This window comes from Beijerinckia indica subsp. indica ATCC 9039 (genome assembly GCF_000019845.1).
GTDB classification, from domain to species: Bacteria; Pseudomonadota; Alphaproteobacteria; order Rhizobiales; family Beijerinckiaceae; genus Beijerinckia; species Beijerinckia indica.
In genome coordinates this window covers 3,103,092-3,120,713 of record NC_010581.1, presented here as the reverse complement: position 1 = coordinate 3,120,713, position 17,622 = coordinate 3,103,092, and the positions used below count along the sequence as shown (strand labels likewise).

Sequence of the window (17,622 nt, the reverse complement as noted above, 5' to 3'; positions counted from 1 at the left end):
TTCATGAACCATGGATTATTTGCCATGCTCAAGACCGCTGCCTTCACCCGGTCGAAGGGCCATGCCCGTTGGCATGGCGCCGGTAGGAGAGGATAGTTTCCGATGATCGGCATGGTCCTCGTGACGCATGGTCACCTTGCGACGGAGTTCAGAGCCGCGCTCGAACATGTGGTGGGTCCGCAAAATCAGGTGGCGACTATCTCCATCGGGCCCGACGACGATATCGAGGAGCGACGCAAGGATATCGTGCAGGCCGTCTCACGGGTCGATTCGGGGGATGGCGTCGTCGTCCTGACCGATATGTTCGGAGGAACGCCTTCGAATCTGGCGATCTCGATCATGAATGGATCGCATGTCGAAGTCGTCGCGGGCATTAACCTGCCCATGTTGATCAAACTTGCTTCCGTCCGAGACGTTTGTACTCTTGAACAGGCCGTGATCCAGGCGCAAGATGCCGGCCGTAAATATATTTATGTGGCAAGTCGGGTCTTGAGCGGAAAATAAATGGCACGCGACTGGCAGAACGAAAACGATGGAAACGCTGGGGAAACGGCCGCGCTGATCGGCGAGGACGTCGAATGCTGCCCAGAATGCATTATCCCGGAAGGGGCGCTCGCCCGGACTTTGACGATTCTAAATCGTAAGGGTCTGCATGCCCGCGCCACCGCTAAACTCGTACAATGTATCGACGGCTATAATGCTGAGGTCACCGTTGGGCGCTGTGGCGACCGCGTGGGTGGCACGTCGATCATGGGGATTTTGACGCTCGGAGCCGCGCAGGGCATGACGATTACCGTCAGCGCAGCCGGTGCGGAGGCCGAGGAAGTGCTTGATGCTATTGAAGCCTTGATCGCCAACCGGTTCGGCGAGGAGGAATGAAGCGCTCGCTCCCTTCGGAGCGCATGATGCCAAGGGCATTGCAAGGGGTTCCTGGTCTCCCGTCTCGAACTTCCGTGTTTCTCAAAAGGCTAGCGAAAGTTCGAAAGGGTATGAACGATCACTTCCATTGATCGTTCATGCAGAAAGTGAGGCGCGCCAAGTGGCACACAGACCGGCAAGGGATGCTCAAGAAGCTTTGGACGAGGCCCAGGATCTGGTCTTCGAGGCGTGGGATTCGGCCACCAGCAAGCGATGCGTTGCCCTTGCCAAAAAGGCGCTCACGATTAGTCCCTTGTGCGCGGATGCCTATGTTCTCCTTGCCGAACATGCGACGACGGGGTCCGAGGAAGAACTCGATTTGTGGCAGCGTGGCGTCGATGCCGGCAAGGCTGCGCTTGGCGCCGATTTTGACGGATTTGTGGGTGGTTTCTGGGGATTCCTGGAGACACGGCCTTATATGCGGGCCCGTCTCGGCTTGGCCTGCGTCCAATGGGCGAGGGGCGCTCGTGATGAAGCCATCGACCATTTGCGCGCCATGTTGGACCTCAACCCCGATGATAATCAGGGCGTTCGCTACATCCTCGCCTCCTGGCTGATCGAGGAAGAGCGCGATGCTGATCTTCGCACCCTGCTAGCCCGATATTCCGACGACGACATGGCCAATTGGACATGGACGACGGTCCTGGCGAATTTTCGTGGGGAAGGGGACACCGAGGAGAGCCGCCGATTACTTGCCAAGGCCATGGCAGGCAATCCTCATGTCTTGGCCTATCTGTCTGGCGAACGTAAACTGCCCAGAAGCCTGCCGCCCTTCTATAGTTCCGGAGAAGACAGCGAGGCAGTCCATTATGCCGAGGATTTCCGCGCGGGTTGGGTTGCAACGCCTGGCGCGCTCGAATGGCTGACGGCGCACCAGCCGGAGCGAAAATCGCTTCGACGCCGGGCTTCGCGCAAAGTCAAATCAGCATAGACGTCCACGCCTGAGAGCGGGCACACTTCATATTTATACGATGATGCAAACTCGTACCATCGGCCGTTCTTACGCCGATGGTACAGGCGTCACATTCTCATCCCTTTTTATGTTTGCGAATCTCGCCGATCAAACCGGCAGTCGAACCATCCAGCCCTTCGAGCGAGGCTTCGGAATCGCGGATGATTGGGGTCAATTTATTGGCGAGTTCCTTGCCAAGCTCGACGCCCCATTGATCGAAGGAATCGACGTTCCAGATCACGCCCTCGACAAAAACCTTGTGTTCATAAAGGGCGATCAGCTGCCCGAGCACGCGGGGTGACAGGCGTTTGTAGAGAAATGTGCTGGAAGGGCGGTTGCCGGGAAAGACCTTATGCGGGGCTAATGTGTTGACGGCCGCTGTGTCAAGACCCTGAGCCGTGAGCAGTGTTTTCACGTCCTCGAGGCTGCGACCCTGCATCAAAGCCTGGCTTTGCGCCAGGCAATTGGCGACCAGCAATTGATGATGCTTGGCATCGGCGCCTGAGGGTTGGGCCGCGACAAGAAAATCGATTGGCACGATTTCCGTGCCCTGATGCAGCATCTGGAAAAAGGCATGCTGTCCATTGGTTCCGGGCTCGCCCCAGACGACCGGTGACGTCGATTCTGTTACAGGTGCCCCTGAAAGCTGAACCGATTTTCCGTTCGATTCCATTTCGAGTTGTTGCAGATAGGCGGAAAAGCGATGCATGCGCTCGTCATAGGGAATGACCGCCCGTGTCGCATAATCCCAAAGGTCGCGATACCAGATTTCGAGCAGCGCCATAATCACGGGCACATTGCTCTCGAGCGGGGCGGTCTGGAAATGCTGGTCGATATCCTGACCGCCGAGCAGGAATTTCTCGAATTTTTCGGCGCCGATGGCGATGACGACAGAAAGGCCGATCGCTGACCAGACCGAATAACGGCCGCCAACCCAATCCCAAAAGCCAAAGACCCGATCGGATTTAATGCCGAAGGCCGCGATCTTATCGAGTTGTGTGGAAACGGCGCAGAAATGATCGGCAACCGCCGCTTCACCGAGCTTTTCGGCGACGGCTTCACGCGCGGTCTGCGCATTGGTCATCGTCTCCAATGTCGTGAAGGTTTTGGAGCAGACAATGAACAAGGTCGTCGCGAGCGGCAATTTCTTCAGAGTGTCGCCGAGGTCGGCCCCATCGACATTGGACACGAAATGCATGGTCAGATGGTCGGCGACAAAGGGGGCAAGCGCCGTGACGACCATGCGCGGGCCGAGATCAGAACCGCCGATGCCGATATTGACGATATCGGTGAAACGCTCGCCATTGGCTGCCTTGATCGTGCCCTTGCGGATCGCTTCGGCGAAGGTGAAAATCTTCTGCCGTTCCGCCAGCACCTCGGGCATGACATCCTTGCCCTCGGCGAGCACGGGAGCACCGTCGAGCTTGCGGAGCGCCATGTGCAAGGCCGGGCGATGCTCGGTGATATTGACCGCCGCGCCGTCGAACAATTGGCTCCGCCTGTCCTCGACGCCCGCCGCGCGAGCAAGGGCGAATAACAGGTCGAGAGTCGTCCTTGTGACGCGATGTTTCGAATAATCGAACAAGACGTCATCGAGCTTGATGTGGAAATTTTCGAAACGATTGGGATCGACCCTGAAAAGATCCGCGATGGTTTCCTGGCTCGCCTCGCGATGCGCCTTGAGCGCTGCGAAAGTTTTGGCGACTTCATCCCGGTTCATGGGCGACCTCCCGAGCAAAATGATCTTGGACCCAAAAGCAACTTCTCTTTTTGAGGCCAATCCATTGCGTTTTTATAACCAAAAATCGTGGCGCGCGTAGGTGATCGATAAGATCATCCTGTCTTGAGCCGCGCCACGACGGAGAAGCGGTAATTTTATGGATTATAGGCGCGTTCGCCATGGCTCGAAACGTCGAGCCCATCCAGTTCTTGCTGCTTGCTGACCCTGAGGCCGATCAGGAGATCGACGAGTTTATAGAGAATCGCCGAGCCGATGCCTGACCAGAGCAAGGTGTAGACGACAGCCTTGAGCTGGATCAAGAGCTGGGTGGCCATCACATAATCGCCAGCGACCGCGGAGCCCGGCTTGCTGATGTAATCAGTAAGGCCAGTCCCCCCGAGCGCCGGGGCGACGACGATGCCGGTGCCGATGGCCCCGATAATGCCGCCAATGCAATGCACGCCGAACACATCGAGGGAATCGTCATAACCGAACTTTTTCTTGACGACGGCGACGAAGAAGAAACACACGATGCCACCGACAAGGCCGAGCACTAGGGCACCTCCCGGACCGGCGAAGCCTGCCGCTGGCGTAATCACGACAAGGCCCGCGACGGCGCCAGAAACCATGCCGAGCAAGGAAGGCTTGCCTTCCTTGAGCCATTCGACAGCGCCCCAAGCAAGCGTGGCCATGGCAGTCGCGACGAATGTATTGACGAAAGCGAGTGTGCTCGCCCCATTGGCTTCGAGCGCGGAGCCGGCATTGAAGCCGAACCAGCCGACCCACAGCAAAGAGGCGCCGATCATCGTCATGGTCAGCGAATGCGGTGGCTCGATGTCGCGTGGATAGCCGAAGCGCTTGCCGAGCATTAAGGCGCCAACGAAACCGGCAATACCGGCATTGATATGGACGACAGTACCACCCGCGAAATCGAGCGCGCCGAGCTGGTTGAGATAACCGGCATTGGCGAGTGTCGCGTCGAGATGAGCCTGCGCGGCTGCCTTGGCCGCATTGTCTCCCGCCTCGGCCAAGGCCTTGGCGGCGGCAGCGAGTTCATCGGGGCCGGCCCAATACCAGACAGCGTGGGCGATGGGAAAATAGATGAAAATGACCCAGAGGGTGATGAACACCAGCAAGGCAGAGAATTTGATGCGTTCAGCGAAACCACCGATGATCAGCGCCGGCGTGATGCAGGCGAAGGTCATCTGGAAAGCCATATAGATGAATTCCGGAATGACGATGCCGTTCGAGAAGGTCGCCACCGTTGAATCTGGCGTGACGCCCTTGAGAAGGACACGGTCGAAACCGCCGATAAAGGCATTCCATGTGCCGCCGTTGGTAAAGGCCAACGAATAGCCAAAGAGGACCCAGATCACTGCGACAAGCGCCACAATGGCGAAGACCTGCGACAGGATAGAAAGCATGTTCTTGGAGCGTACCAAGCCACCGTAAAACAACGCGAGGCCTGGGATGGACATCATCAAGACCAGAACAGTCGAAACCAGCATCCAGGCTGTATCGCCTTTGTTCGGGACGGGCGCGGCATCCTGGGCGAAAGCCGTTTGGGCCATGAACAAGCCGAACATCAGAGCCAGCGCGGCCAAGCCTCTTCGTGGATATGTTCGTCCCTGCTCTTCTTCACCCCCGGTGAAACGCAGGAGCCAACGAGGCGCAACGAAGTTCATGGCATAATTCCCCCTGTGCCAGTCATACGGTTTCGGTCTTCCTATTCACGACGCTCGAAAACACCAGGTCCCAAAAAGATTGGTTTTGTCGATAAGAGTCGTTCGCGAAGCGAATGCCGGACCAAACATGGGATAGCGGCCCGTCACCCGGCGCAGATGAAAAGATGAATATTAAAGCGCGTCGAGATCGCGTTCACCGGTGCGAATCCGCACCGCGGTTTCGAGCGAGGTGACGAAAATCTTGCCATCGCCGATCTGGCCGGTCCTGGCCGCGGCCGAAATCGCCTCGATCGTCTTGTCGACGAGATCGGAGGCGACAGCGACCTCGACCTTCAATTTGGGCAGGAAGCTGACGGCATATTCGGCACCACGGTAGATTTCCGTATGGCCTTTCTGCCGTCCATAGCCTTTGACCTCGGTGACCGTCATTCCATGGACGCCCAGGGTGGTTAATGCATCACGGACATCGTCCAGTTTGAACGGCTTGATGATCGCCATCACGATTTTCATGTCGCTTACCTGTCTGCGCCTCTGCGGCCTTGCGGGGCTCCAGCCACGATTGATTTTGCTTCTTATAGGCAAAGTCAATGCGGCTTTAGAGTATTTTCTGTGTCAATCGTATCAGAAAATACTCTCTATCATTTTGTTTGAATGGATAATCTTTATCCCGAAGGCGGGAAACTTTCGGGATGATCTACAAAAGGATAAATCCGAAAGTGGTTACCATTCTTATGAATTCGATGCGTTCACAAAAGACTCGTCGCGCCTCCGTTGCATCAAATCCAACACCAGAGAATCAATATGCTTTGCCTTGGGCTGGCTTTCGGTTTCTGGACACACGGGCGCAAGCTGCTCCCTTTGATTCATGATTTACCAACATATCGAAATATTCGCAAAAGGGGGATTATCCGTCGAGCCCGTCGCCGCTGAAATCATTGGCCATCGAAGGTTTGAGCCTAAGCATTCGCCTCAGCTCGATGATGATCCCCATTGGCAAAGCCCTAGCAAGGGCCGCGCCTGCCTGCAATCGGGCGGATCCGATCGGGCGAGAGCGGGATCCAGGATCTGTCGTTCCATCAGGCGCGTTGACGGATCAATCCTTCCTGCGACACGGAAGCGACGAGCTGGCCGTTTTCGGAAAAGATCAGTCCACGGCTGAGACCGCGGCTGTGGCCGGTGAAGGAGCTTTCTTGCGCAAACAACAGCCATTCGTCAGCACGCAGGGGCTGGTGTAACCAGAGGGCGTGATCGAGACTGGCCGCCTGGATCTGCGGTTCGAAGAGCGTAAGGCCATGGGCAGCCAGGGCTGTATCGACCAGGGTCAGATCGGACATATAGGCAAGAGCAGCATAATGGAGCGCGGGCTCGTCGGGCAGGCGTTGTTTGACGCGCATCCAGATGTAGGGCAGGAAGTCCCGTGTCTTGCGATTGAAATAATGTTCCGGGTCGATGATCCGGATTTCGATTTTTTGGTCAGGCGCGAACCAGTGCCGTGCCGCCTTAGGGAAACCAGGCCCATATTGGGCCAGAAGTTTTTCGGGATCAGGCAAGGCCGCCGGCGGCGGTACACGCGGCATGGCGCATTGATGATGCAGCCCCGACTCAGGGCTTTGAAACGACGCCATGGCGGAAAAGATCAGGCGATCGTGTTGAAAACAATCGCAACGCCGGACGGCGAAACTGGTGCCATCCCGCAAGCGTGTGACGCTATAATTGAGAGGCGTCAGTGTTTCGCCTCCCAAGAGGAAATAGGCATGCAGGGAATGCGGGATGCGGCCTGGTGCGGTTCGCAGGCAGGACGCCAGGGCCTGGGAAAGCACGAGACCGCCAAAGACCCGATTCCAACTCGTCGGTGGGCTTATTCCAAGGAAGCGATCCGGCTCAATTTCCTCGAGGTTGAGCCAGTTGGAAAGTTCAGTCAATCGTCACGGTCCGTCTAGAACGGGCTGATGGAAAACCAGGGCTTATCCATGAGCACGTGGAAATGAATGAAAACTGTGTTTCTTGGTAAACAAAATGGCAAGATGCCGCTCTCCCGCACTTAATCTTCGAGCGGTCGGGCTTCCTCCGGCAACATGATGGGAATGCCGTCGCGAATGGGATAAGCGAGCTTAGCGGCCCGCGAAATCAGTTCCTGGCGCGAGGCGTCATATTCGAGGGTCGTCTTGGTGAGAGGACAAACCAGGATTTCGAGCAGGCGCGGATCGATGCGGGTGGGTTCGCCGCCATCATCGTCGAGCCCCGGCTGTTGGTCTTTGTCCTGCCGGTCCCTGTCTTGCCCTGTCTGCATGAGCCCCATCACGGAAAAGGTTGACCGACAAAAGGCATTCAGCGTCTTGCCCAATCGAGAGTCCTGCCCGGACTCTGAATTTGCTCGGTTACCCGCCTATCTACTGGCTTGCGTTGATGGAGGCAAGATCGGTCGCTGATGACTGTATCAATGTGGCGGGCGGCGTGTTCATTTCCCTCTATGTATGGTGGGTTCTATCATGACCCACGTGACAAAAGTGCTAGCGACCCCTCGACCGCCTCATCCGAGAGGTCGCTGCCGCCGTATCACCGGCCTTCTGTTCGCGCATTTCGGTTTGAACCGGTCCTGCCTCCCACCCAAAAACGCTACGCCCCCCATATAGAGGCGAATGCTGCCGCTCATCGCTCATGAACTCTTCGAATGACGGCCCATCGACGGTGCGTTCCAAATGCCGCGCCTCTGCATCGAGACGGCGGATGGCCTCGAGCCGTTCCTCATTGCCGAGCTTGGCCTTGGAGACCGCCGATTTCAGCACTTCAATCGTTTGGTCGTAAACCTTGGTCGGCACAGGATAGGGATGCCGATCCTTGCCTCCATGAGCGATCGAGAATCGCGCCGGATCCGTGAAACGGCAGGGTGCGCCGTGCACGACCTCGGCAACCAGCGCCAGGGCGCGTATGGTGCGTGCGCCGACGCCTGGCACGAGGAGAAGTTCTGGAAAATCCTTCGGTCCGCAATCCGCGGCGGCTGCGAGCGCCCCATGCAGGCGGCGGATCATTACATCCTTCGGGCGCACGTCGTGATGGGCCGGCATGATGAGATGCGGCAGCACGAGCTGGTCGGAGTGGTCTGGGGATACAATCTTGCCTTCGAGGGCCGCAACCTCGCGCGCGATACGGTCGGGGCCGTGATCGCGCAAAAGATCGAGCTGGCCATTCCGCGAGGCTTTCGCTCTTTTATCGGTGAGATTGATGATCTCACCCTGATTTTGCCCATCGATCGCCTGATGCGGCGCCTCGACGAAATTTTGCAGGTTTTCCGATGGACCGAGCGTCTCTGAGAGCCAATGATAGCGCCGCGCCTGCCGCCGCTCGCCATTCATGCCTTGCTGCACAATGGCCCAATGCCCATCGTCGGCGACGATGAAGCCATGCAGATAGAGATCGAAACCATCTTGCACGGCAGCGCTGTCGACTTTGGCGACGAGCCGGCTGGCTTCGGCGAGTGCATGCCCGTCGAAGCCGACGCGCTCGCCAATAGTCGTCAGTTCCAAGGGTGTTTGGCGCGAATGGCGGCCACGCCCGCCGCAGACATGCAGACCGAGTTCTCCCGAAAGAGGGCCGAGCCCGCGTTTCAGTGCCCCGATGACGCTGGTCGTGATTCCCGAAGAATGCCAGTCCATGCCCATGACGGCTCCAAACGACTGGAACCAGAATGGATGCGCGAGACGGCGCAGAAATTCATCGCGGCCATAATGATGGATGATCGCCTCGGCGATGATCGCGCCGAGGCGTGCCATGCGAGCGCCGAGCCATGCGGGAACCCAGCCGTTGTGCAGAGGCAGATCGGCGCTGCCAGCCCGTCGAGCCAAGGGGCCTCCTCATTCTGGAGTTTAAGAGTCTCATGCAACGAACAAAAATAGAACAAAGACCTTAGAGGCCATTGCCTGGCCAAACAAGGTTTTTCAATGGGACGAGAAAAGCTCCGTTCTTTTACGGAGCTGGGTAATTCCCTCGCCAGGAATTCTGTTCTAAGAGCATGCCGAAAGACGGTGCTTGACGCCGGGTTGAAAGGCGTCCCGTGGTCCAGCTTATGCTGGGGAACGGTAAGCGGATAAAACGAGAGGTGCGACGTGGCCGAGAAGCGAGTAGTCGACGAAGGGAACCAGGACGACATGGGTCGGATACTCGGTTACTATGTCTATGCGGATACCGAAATCTGGTTCGAGGACGATAAGGTGAGCCGCAAGGATGGGCCGGCGGTCATCACGCCCGATGGCGTCGAGCGCTATTATGTGAATGGTAAGGAAATCACCGTCGAGGTTCGCGATTTCTTCGCAGAGCACCGGTGGAACCCAAAGAAAGCTCTGAGCACGCCAGAGAAGGTTGCGGCTTTTCAGGAGAAATTCTGCAAATAAGTTCAGAATGGCCTGCTCTGGATGAAAGTCCGGTCAGGGATCTTGGTCAGTCACGGGCGAGCGTCGTCAATTCTATTGAATAGGTCTTTTGCCATGCGTCGGGCGCGGAGCTTGCCGGCGCATGGTATTTTTTTATCAGCCCTTATGATCCACATGCGGCTGGTACGGCTTGCGGTCCCCCCTGAACAAAGTAGTCAGCTTTCATCATCTCGCGGAATTCGCGCAATTGCGCGCGTTATTTCAGCGCGCCTCCTGCGTCTTGTCCGGAGGGACGAGGCCTGAACAGAGATTCGGATGCTGCATTCACCCATGCAGCTTGGCAGGCCGTCACCGAGCCTTGTTTCCACGCCCGTTGACGAAGAAACGTGGCGCGTAATCATACAGACATCTTCCTTATCCCTTGTCTTTTGCGCTTTCCGTGGCGCGGTGCGGCTCTTGTAAGAAACAACTAAATACCTGAATTCTCAGATCCATCATTCACTGGCGCAAGCCACAGCGGATTTGCGAATGGGTCGGCAAAATTATGTCAATGGCGTGCATCTGCTGCCGGCTACGGGCGAGTTCAGTTATGATACGCTGCCACGTTTCGGCCAGCGCATCGACGAGGCCGGGTTTTCGCCGCTCAATCTGTTTCACGGCGGTATCCCAGGCAAGACGGATTTCTCCACATCCATCGACCAGCTTCAGGCGGCTTTTCCTGAGTGTACGACCGTCTCGCTGATCGTGGCCTGGTTTGGCAGTTCGGTCGATGCCGCGTCCTGCCGGATCTATCCATCAACGACCTATATCGGCGGAGCTTTTCAGGATGAATCGGGCCACGCCGATGCCTGGTATTGCTCCGGCCTGACACAGATTTCGAACGGCCTGATCCCGCTGCCGCGCTCGGGCTCTTCCTTTGTCTATGGCGGTACTCCATCCGATCCATCGATCGTCCGCGCGATCCGCGATCTCAAGGCGCGCGGTTTACGCGTGGTCTTTTATCCCTTTATTTTAATGACATCCGCAGGCTTTCCCTGGCGAGGGCGTATCACTTTCGCAGCCGACCGCTCGGAGGAAGCGACTACGGCAGTGACAACCTTTCTCGGTTCCGCGACAGTTGATCAGTTTACACCGGATACAGACAATCTGACTGTCGGCTATTCCGGTGCGCCGGCTGATTACAGTTTTCGCCGCATGATCTTGCATTATGCATCGCTTTGCGCTTCGGCAGGCGGCGTCGATCTGTTTCTGATCGGCTCGGAATTGCGCGGTCTCGAACAAATTCGCGGGCCTCATTGGAGCACGGCCGGGACCGTCGATGGCAATGGCTGTGCGGTTTGGGACTATCCCTTCGTTGATGGGCTCATGGCACTTGCATCCGATGTGCGCGCCATTTTTGATAGCGCTGGTTTGATGCGGGATCGCGCAGGATTACACAATCTCATCACCTACTCCGCCGATTGGTCGGTCTGGATGGGTGTGCAACATGCTGATTCCAATGGGCAATGGCCGCATCTAGACCGGCTCTATGACCATGATGCCATCGATCTCGTGGCTTTCGACAATTATCTGCCCCTGTCCGATTGGACGAGCGGGACAGGTGGCCTCGATCTCCTCCATTGGAGTGACCCACGTGGGCAGACATGGCCGCCTTCAGCCGATGAGATGAATGCGCTTGGCTTGTCGGGAACACCGATGCTCAAGAGCAAGGCCTATCTCAAGGCCAATATCGAGGGCGGCGAGAAATATCACTGGTTTTATTACGATAGCGATAATCTTGGCCGTGGCCTCGACCCAAACGGGACGGGCGCGCAAGTTTCGCGGCCTGCGGGGGATCGCCTGACGCAGACACGTCATCCCTATTTTGCTGATCAGCACTTGTTGGCCAATAAACATCTGCGTTGGTGGTGGAATAATCCGCATCAGGCTGTCTATGACGCCGGCGATGGTGCGGGGTTTGTGCCGCATGGGCCGAGGACACAATGGGGGGAACAATCGAAATCGATTATTTTTACCGAATACGGTTTTCCGACCTGCGATCGCGGCACCAATCAGCCGAATGTGTTCTACGATCCGAAATCGAGTGAAAGTTTCACGCCTTACTGGTCGATCTGGGAGTCCATGGATGGGGCTGCCTATCGGCCCGTGCAAGATGACGAATTGGTGCTGCTCGCTCTCCAAGCGATCCATGAATATTGGTTCGAGGAGGGCAATAACGAGACATCGCCCAATGGCTTGACGATGATCGAGCCGACTTTTTGCTCCATATGGTCGTGGGATGCGCGGCCGTTTCCGGTGTTTCCGAACCGTGCCGATCTCTGGGGTGATGCAAGCAATTGGCGGGCAGGCAATTGGCTCAATGGCAAGGGGCCTTTTCTCATGCCTCCCGTTTTGGACGAGCCGCCGATTTCTGGCTCTTTCCCCGTGTTTCCGACACTGAAAGGTCAAGGCTGGTCGATCCATTATCAACCGCTCTTCGACACATTGGCCACCCTACACGCGTCGGGACGTGAAAGCCGTGCGGCGCGGCGCGCAAATGCTCAATTCGAGATCGATCTGACTTTCGATCATTTGGGAATGGAGGCCGAGGCGGATTTTCAGACACTCGCTGGCTTCTATCTCAGCATGCAGGGAACCCATGGCCTTTTCACTTTTCCGATGCCGGACGAATGGGGCTTAGGACCGAGCCTGCTTTGTCGTTTCGCCGATGATGTTCAGGATTTCGAAGAATTCATGATGCGGTTCTGGACGGTGCAAAGCTTGAAATTACAGACGGTGAGACCTTGAGAAACCAAAAGAAGACGAAGGTATGGAGGAGGTCATGAGTCTTCCGGTTTTCCCGCAACTTCCCGGCCAGGGATGGTCCGTACACAAAAGACCGACCTTTTCGACACGAACGGTGGCTCATGTATCCGGGCGCGAGATTCGTGTGCCGCTCTATAGCCAGGCGCTCTATGAATTCGAATTGACCTTCGATGCCTTGACCGCGAACACGGCATGGCCCGGCCTTGGCGCGAATTCGCTGCAAAGCCTGATGGGCCTCTATCTTCAGTGTCAGGGCCAATATGGTACCTTTCTTTATATCGATCCGAGTGACAAGGAGGTTATGGCCCAGACCATTGGCGTGGGTGACGGCTCGACGAGCATTTTCACATTCCAGCGTAGTCTCGGTGGCGTGGTCGAAATCGTTTCCTATGTCACGGATGTAGCGAATATTTCCGTGAATGGTCTTGCGCTGCAAGGGGGATGGTCTCTGACGGAACCGAATAAAGTGACATTCGCCAGCCCGCCCGCGGCCGGCGCTCCCATCGTCGCCGATTTCAGCTTTGCCTATGAATGCCGTTTTCTCGACGATCAGAACGATTTCGAGAATTTCATGGACGGATTATGGACCGTGGCGAGCCTCAAATTCCGGAGCGTCAAGGCATGAAGAAAGCCTCTCCAGCTCTGATGGCCGCGATCGATGCCTTGCGCGTGAACCGCGATTCGCAAGCCTTGATCGCGGATTGTTTCACCTTCACATTGTCGAACGGTTTGATCCTGACCACCACCAATGCCGATGTTCCGGTCACGCTCAATGGCTATGTCTATCGCGCCGATTCCATTCTCGTCGATGGCCTCCATTATAAAGCCGTGACCGGCCTTGAGGTGGATCAGCAGCGCATCACACTAGCGGCGCGGCCGACGGATACGATCGGCGGTATTCCCATCCTCTCGGCTTTGCGCAATGGCCTGTTCGACGGCTGTCGTATCAAGCGTGAACGGGCTTTTCTCGCTGCCTGGGGAACCGCGCCGATCGGCAGCGTAATCCTCTTCGTCGGGCGTGTGGCAACGATCGATCAACTCGGCCGTAGCACGGCGGAAATCACGGTCAATTCCGAATTGGCCCTGCTCGACGTGCAAATGCCACGCAATCTCTATCAGCCTCATTGCAATCATGTTCTCTATGACGCGGGTTGCGGCCTTGCCAGAAACGCTTTCCGTGCCGATGGCAGCGTGGAAAGCGGCTCGACCCCCTTTGTAATTCAATGGTCTGCCTCTGAGCCTGCCTATGAACAGGGGCTCGTGACCTTTACCTCAGGGGTCAATAATGGCGTCACGGCAACGGTGAAATGGGCCAATACAGCCCAGTTTGGCCTGGCTTATCCGCTCGATCGTCCACCCTCAATCGGTGATACATTCACGATCTATCAGGGCTGTGACCACACCTTTGCGTCCTGTGGCGCCAAATTTTCCAATCAGGCCAATTTCCGGGGCTTTCCCTACGTCCCCGCGCCTGTATCCGCCTATTAAGGAACCGCATGAGCGAAGAAACCGAACGCGCGCTGATCGTCAGCGAGGCGCGTCGCTGGATCGGCACGCCTTATCATCAATGCGCCGATGTGCTTGGGGCCGGTGTCGATTGCGGCATGCTTTTGGTGCGTGTCTTCGTCGATACGGGTCTTTGCGTCCCCTTTGATCCGCGTCCTTATGCTTCTGATTGGCATTTGCATCGGTCGGAGGAGCGTTATCTTGGATTTGTCTTCGATCGCTGCCGGGAAGTGGATGTGCCGGGGCCGGGCGATATTGTCGTCTTCAAATATGGCCGCTGTTACGCCCATGGAGGCATCATCACCAAGACTGATCCCTTGACGTTCGTTCATGCCTATTCACTGGCGCGGGCCGTCATCGAGGAAAGGCTCGGCCAGAATGCCCAACTCGATCAGGCCAAACGCAGCCGTCGTTTTTTCTCCTATTGGGCGTCCGAGGACAAAGAAACCTCATGAGCTATTTCCGCACCAAGAAATCGGCGGCCGTCACCCCGAATTATACGGGGATGGACATTCAGACCTCATCGAGCGCTCTGCCGATCCCGATCATCTACGGCATGACACGCGCGGCGCCGAACATCATCTGGCATGATGGTTTTGCGAGCCATGCCCAATATTCCGCAGGGGGCGGCAAGGGTGGCGGCAATCATACGGTCTCAAGCTATGCTTATTCGACCTGGATCATGCTGGCCATCGGCGAGGGGCCGGTCAACGCGGTCCGGACGATCTACAATAGCCAGTCGGTACAGTCTTATGGTGCTTATAACCTGGCCTTAATGAATGGGGGCACACCGCAGGATATCTGGGGACCTGTGCAAGCCGACTATGCTTATGCCGGCCTGCATTATAATGGCACCGCCTATATGGCTTCATCCTATTATGATCTTGGCTCGAGCGCTTCGATCGGATCGCTCGCCTTCGAGGTCAAAGGTTTGTCCTCGGTCGGTTCGCTGGTTAATGGTTATGATGCGGACCCCGCGGCCATGCTCTATGACTTTCTGACCAACGCACAATATGGACTTGGCTTTCCGGCCGAAAGCATCGATGCCGCGAGCTTGTTCGGAGCCTCGAGCGATGCCTCCTACCAGACCTATTGCGCCGCGATCGGCATCGGGCTCAGCCCGGCGTTGACGACACAGGAAACCGCGTCGAGCCTGATCACCCGCTGGCTGCAACTGACCAATGCCACTGCTGTTTGGTCGGGTGGGCTCCTGCAGATCCGGCCCTATGGTGATAGCGTGGTCAATGGTAATGGTCGGACATTCGTGCCCGATGTCGTACCTGTTTATGACCTGACGGATGCGGATTTCATCTATGAAAACGGTGCGGATCCCGTTCTCGTGGCCCGGGTCGATCCTCATTCAATCGCCAATATGCAGACGCTGGAATGTTTCGACCGGGCAAACAATTATGCCGCGACGCCGGTCCGGGCCTTCGATCAGGATGCGATAGAGCGTTTTGGCATGCGCGGCGGCTCGACCGTCACCGCGCATGAAATCTGTGATGTCTCGATGGGCCTTCTTTGCGCACAGATGATTTTGCAGCGTGGGCTTTATATCCGCAACACCTATACGTTCAAATTATCTTATGAATATTGTTTGCTCGATCCGATGGACATCGTGACCCTGACCGATACGGTTCTCGGCTTGGATAAGACACCGGTCCGTATCACGGCGATCGAAGAAGATGCCAATGGTCTTCTTACAGTAACGGCGGAGGAATTTCCCGGTGGCGTCGCGACGGCGGTGCAATATCCGGCGGTCGGGGCGGTGGGGAAGAGTTTTAATCGGGCCGCTGAAGCCGGAGCCGTGAATCCTCCCGTGATCTTCGAGCCACCCGTTGCCTTGAGCGGCGGCATTCCGCAAATATGGGTCGCCTTGTCGGGCAGCCAAAATCAAAATGCGAGCAGTGGCGGTGCTTGGGGGGGCGCCTATGTCTATGCTTCGATCGATGCGACGACCTATCGACAGATCGGCACGATTACGGGCGCTGCGCGCCAGGGCGTGACGTCCAATGTGCTGCCTGTTTCATCCAATCCGGACACGACGGATACGCTGGGCGTCACGCTCGTGCAAGGAGTAGGCACGCTCACGAGTGTGACGGAGGCGGAAGCACAAAATGGCGCGACGCTCTGCTATCTGGATGGCGAATTATTCGCCTATGCGACGGCGACACTGACCGGTCCGAACGCTTATGCGCTGACAACGCTCGTGCGCGGCCTCTATGGGACGGACATTGCCGCACATGCAGCCGGAGTAGCCTTCACACGGGTCGACGACAGCTTGTTCAAATATACGCTGCCGGCCTCCTCTATCGGCCAGACGATCAGTCTGAAGTTTCAAAGCTTCAATATTTTTGGCGGTGGCGTGCAAGATCTCAGCGAATGCGCGACCTATACCTATCAACCACAAGGCAATGGTGCGCGAGGCCCGGTGACGAGTGCCTTATTGCTCGGGACCAGCCTCGATTATGGTTTCGTGGCGGATAGTTTGGGGGAAGTGGACGATTTTGGCGGCCTGACAGAGACCTCGCCTCTCCGCATTTCTCTCGGAACTGCTCCTTGAGGGGAAAGCAGTCGTTCTTTTCTTTAGGTTCGGAAGGCTAATCCATGGCAGTTCAGGTACAACTACGGCGCGGTTCCGAAACAGATATTGCCTCTTTCAAGGGAGCTCAGGGCGAGATCGTCATGGATACGACGAATAATCGTCTGATCCTTTGTGATGGGACCACCCAGGGTGGCGTTCCGCTCGCCAAATTGTCGGAAGTGGGTCAAGAACCGCTTGCCGCTACGCAAATCATCGCGCAATCGCCGCATGGCGCGGCCATGACATTCGAGGTTATGGAAGAGATGATCGCTCTCTCGGGGAACTCGAATCAGTCCACGATTGCAATACCGGCGCGAGCGATCGTCTTTGCCGTCAGCGTTCTGGTGGTGACGGGTATTACGGGAGCGACACATTTCAATGTGGATGCGACGCTCTCGCCCAATGGAGCAGCGGGGGGCACGGGCGGCCAGTTTGGCGCCGATCTTAGCATCGCCGCCGGATCGAATAATTCCGGTATTATCGGTCCGACGGCTTGGTACAATTCATCGACGATCACGCTTACGGCGCAAGGAGGCTCTTTTACCGCTGGCGCCGTTCGTCTCGCCATCCACTGCATGCTGTGTGGCGTACCCGCGTCTTGAAACAGCTTATCGCTTCTTGAGCGCCCATTGATTGTCTTTAAGGGTGACCTTGCCGGCCTTGCGCAGTCGTTGCAACGAAACGGAAATTGACTGTTTTCCCACATCGCGATCGGAACGAATGGCATTTTCGATATCGGCGCGGGGCAGGGCGCCCTGGGCCTTGAGCAAATCAAGAACGGCTTCCCCGATCGACCCTTCGCGTACGCCGGAAGGCGCTTTCGTCACGGGCGCTTTTGTTGCCGTCTTCGCCGCTGGCTTGGCAGCGGCCTTGGGAAGGATCTTTTCCGGCGTGGCGGCACGCCGGCCACGCCTAAGTGCTTTTCCGCCTTCAAGCGTTGAAAGCACGTCCTCGACGGAGCGCAATTTGTCGATACGGGCCTCGAGCGAGGCGATTTCTTGGCGGATCTGGTCGATTGGTTTCATGAGATTATCCTGTTTGACCCTTCGTATTGGAGGGTTGCACAAGGCAATCACTCCTGAAGT

The 17,622-nt window shown here is 56.9% G+C and carries 17 protein-coding genes; 10 read left to right on the top strand and 7 right to left on the bottom strand.

All coding sequences use genetic code 11. The features are described 5' to 3' along the window. The first annotated feature begins 102 nt into the window (after nt 1-102). From BIND_RS13815 to BIND_RS13805, 3 genes are all read left to right on the top strand, one after another. Nucleotides 103-504: a PTS sugar transporter subunit IIA gene (locus tag BIND_RS13815; RefSeq protein ID WP_012385661.1), complete on the top strand. Its 402-nt coding sequence runs from the start codon at nt 103-105 to the stop codon at nt 502-504. Beyond that, nucleotides 505-879: an HPr family phosphocarrier protein gene (locus tag BIND_RS13810; protein WP_012385660.1), complete on the top strand. Its 375-nt coding sequence runs from the start codon at nt 505-507 to the stop codon at nt 877-879. Between the two features lie 160 nt (nt 880-1,039). Further along, the gene (locus tag BIND_RS13805) at nt 1,040-1,849 is read left to right on the top strand and encodes a hypothetical protein (RefSeq protein ID WP_012385659.1); all 810 of its coding nucleotides are present in this window, start codon (nt 1,040-1,042) and stop codon (nt 1,847-1,849) included. Nucleotides 1,850-1,946: 97 nt separating this feature from the next. Here BIND_RS13805 and pgi read toward each other — a convergent pair whose 3' ends face one another. The 6 genes from pgi to BIND_RS13770 form a co-directional block, all read right to left on the bottom strand. Further along, nucleotides 1,947-3,590 (bottom strand): glucose-6-phosphate isomerase, encoded by a 1,644-nt coding sequence (pgi, locus tag BIND_RS13800; protein WP_012385658.1) that lies wholly within the window; start codon nt 3,588-3,590, stop codon nt 1,947-1,949. Between the two features lie 155 nt (nt 3,591-3,745). Further along, nucleotides 3,746-5,176, bottom strand: coding sequence for an ammonium transporter (locus tag BIND_RS13795; protein WP_148210789.1), 1,431 nt, complete (start codon nt 5,174-5,176; stop codon nt 3,746-3,748). A 270-nt stretch (nt 5,177-5,446) separates the two neighbouring features. Continuing rightward, nucleotides 5,447-5,785 (bottom strand): P-II family nitrogen regulator, encoded by a 339-nt coding sequence (locus BIND_RS13790; RefSeq protein WP_012385656.1) that lies wholly within the window; start codon nt 5,783-5,785, stop codon nt 5,447-5,449. Nucleotides 5,786-6,351: 566 nt separating this feature from the next. Next, entirely contained in the window at nt 6,352-7,197 is an 846-nt protein-coding gene (locus BIND_RS13780; RefSeq protein ID WP_012385655.1) for an acyl-CoA thioesterase, read from the bottom strand. 119 nt (nt 7,198-7,316) lie between these two features. Beyond that, complete coding sequence (locus BIND_RS13775; protein WP_041778845.1) at nt 7,317-7,565, bottom strand: Trm112 family protein; 249 nt, start codon at nt 7,563-7,565, stop codon at nt 7,317-7,319. A gap of 220 nt (nt 7,566-7,785) precedes the next feature. Next, complete coding sequence (locus BIND_RS13770) at nt 7,786-9,117, bottom strand: DUF763 domain-containing protein (protein WP_012385653.1); 1,332 nt, start codon at nt 9,115-9,117, stop codon at nt 7,786-7,788. 303 nt (nt 9,118-9,420) lie between these two features. Between BIND_RS13770 and BIND_RS13765 the strand changes: the two genes are divergently transcribed. The 7 genes from BIND_RS13765 to BIND_RS13735 all read left to right on the top strand — a co-directional run bounded on the left by BIND_RS13765 (nt 9,421) and on the right by BIND_RS13735 (nt 17,139). Next, complete coding sequence (locus BIND_RS13765; RefSeq protein WP_148210648.1) at nt 9,421-9,663, top strand: aldehyde dehydrogenase; 243 nt, start codon at nt 9,421-9,423, stop codon at nt 9,661-9,663. 507 nt (nt 9,664-10,170) lie between these two features. After that, nucleotides 10,171-12,429: a baseplate megatron protein TIM-barrel domain-containing protein gene (locus tag BIND_RS13760; protein ID WP_012385651.1), complete on the top strand. Its 2,259-nt coding sequence runs from the start codon at nt 10,171-10,173 to the stop codon at nt 12,427-12,429. Between the two features lie 34 nt (nt 12,430-12,463). Beyond that, on the top strand, nt 12,464-13,072 hold the full coding sequence (locus BIND_RS13755) for a DUF2460 domain-containing protein (RefSeq protein ID WP_012385650.1): 609 nt from the start codon (nt 12,464-12,466) through the stop codon (nt 13,070-13,072). Next, nucleotides 13,069-13,935, top strand: coding sequence for a DUF2163 domain-containing protein (locus tag BIND_RS13750; protein WP_012385649.1), 867 nt, complete (start codon nt 13,069-13,071; stop codon nt 13,933-13,935). The genes BIND_RS13755 and BIND_RS13750 overlap by 4 nt, the downstream gene beginning before the upstream one ends. Nucleotides 13,936-13,943: 8 nt before the next feature. Next, on the top strand, nt 13,944-14,408 hold the full coding sequence (locus tag BIND_RS13745; protein WP_012385648.1) for a C40 family peptidase: 465 nt from the start codon (nt 13,944-13,946) through the stop codon (nt 14,406-14,408). Then, the gene (locus tag BIND_RS13740; protein ID WP_012385647.1) at nt 14,405-16,516 is read left to right on the top strand and encodes a phage tail protein; all 2,112 of its coding nucleotides are present in this window, start codon (nt 14,405-14,407) and stop codon (nt 16,514-16,516) included. Before BIND_RS13745 ends, BIND_RS13740 begins: the two co-directional genes overlap by 4 nt. Before the next feature lie 44 nt (nt 16,517-16,560). After that, nucleotides 16,561-17,139, top strand: a complete 579-nt coding sequence (locus tag BIND_RS13735) for a hyaluronate lyase N-terminal domain-containing protein (RefSeq protein WP_012385646.1) — start codon at nt 16,561-16,563, stop codon at nt 17,137-17,139. A gap of 6 nt (nt 17,140-17,145) precedes the next feature. Here the strand turns inward: BIND_RS13735 and BIND_RS13730 are convergent, their stop codons facing one another. After that, nucleotides 17,146-17,562 carry a hypothetical protein gene (locus tag BIND_RS13730; RefSeq protein WP_012385645.1) on the bottom strand — a complete coding sequence of 139 codons (417 nt, stop codon included), beginning with the start codon at nt 17,560-17,562 and terminating at the stop codon, nt 17,146-17,148. Nucleotides 17,563-17,622: the final 60 nt, after the last annotated feature.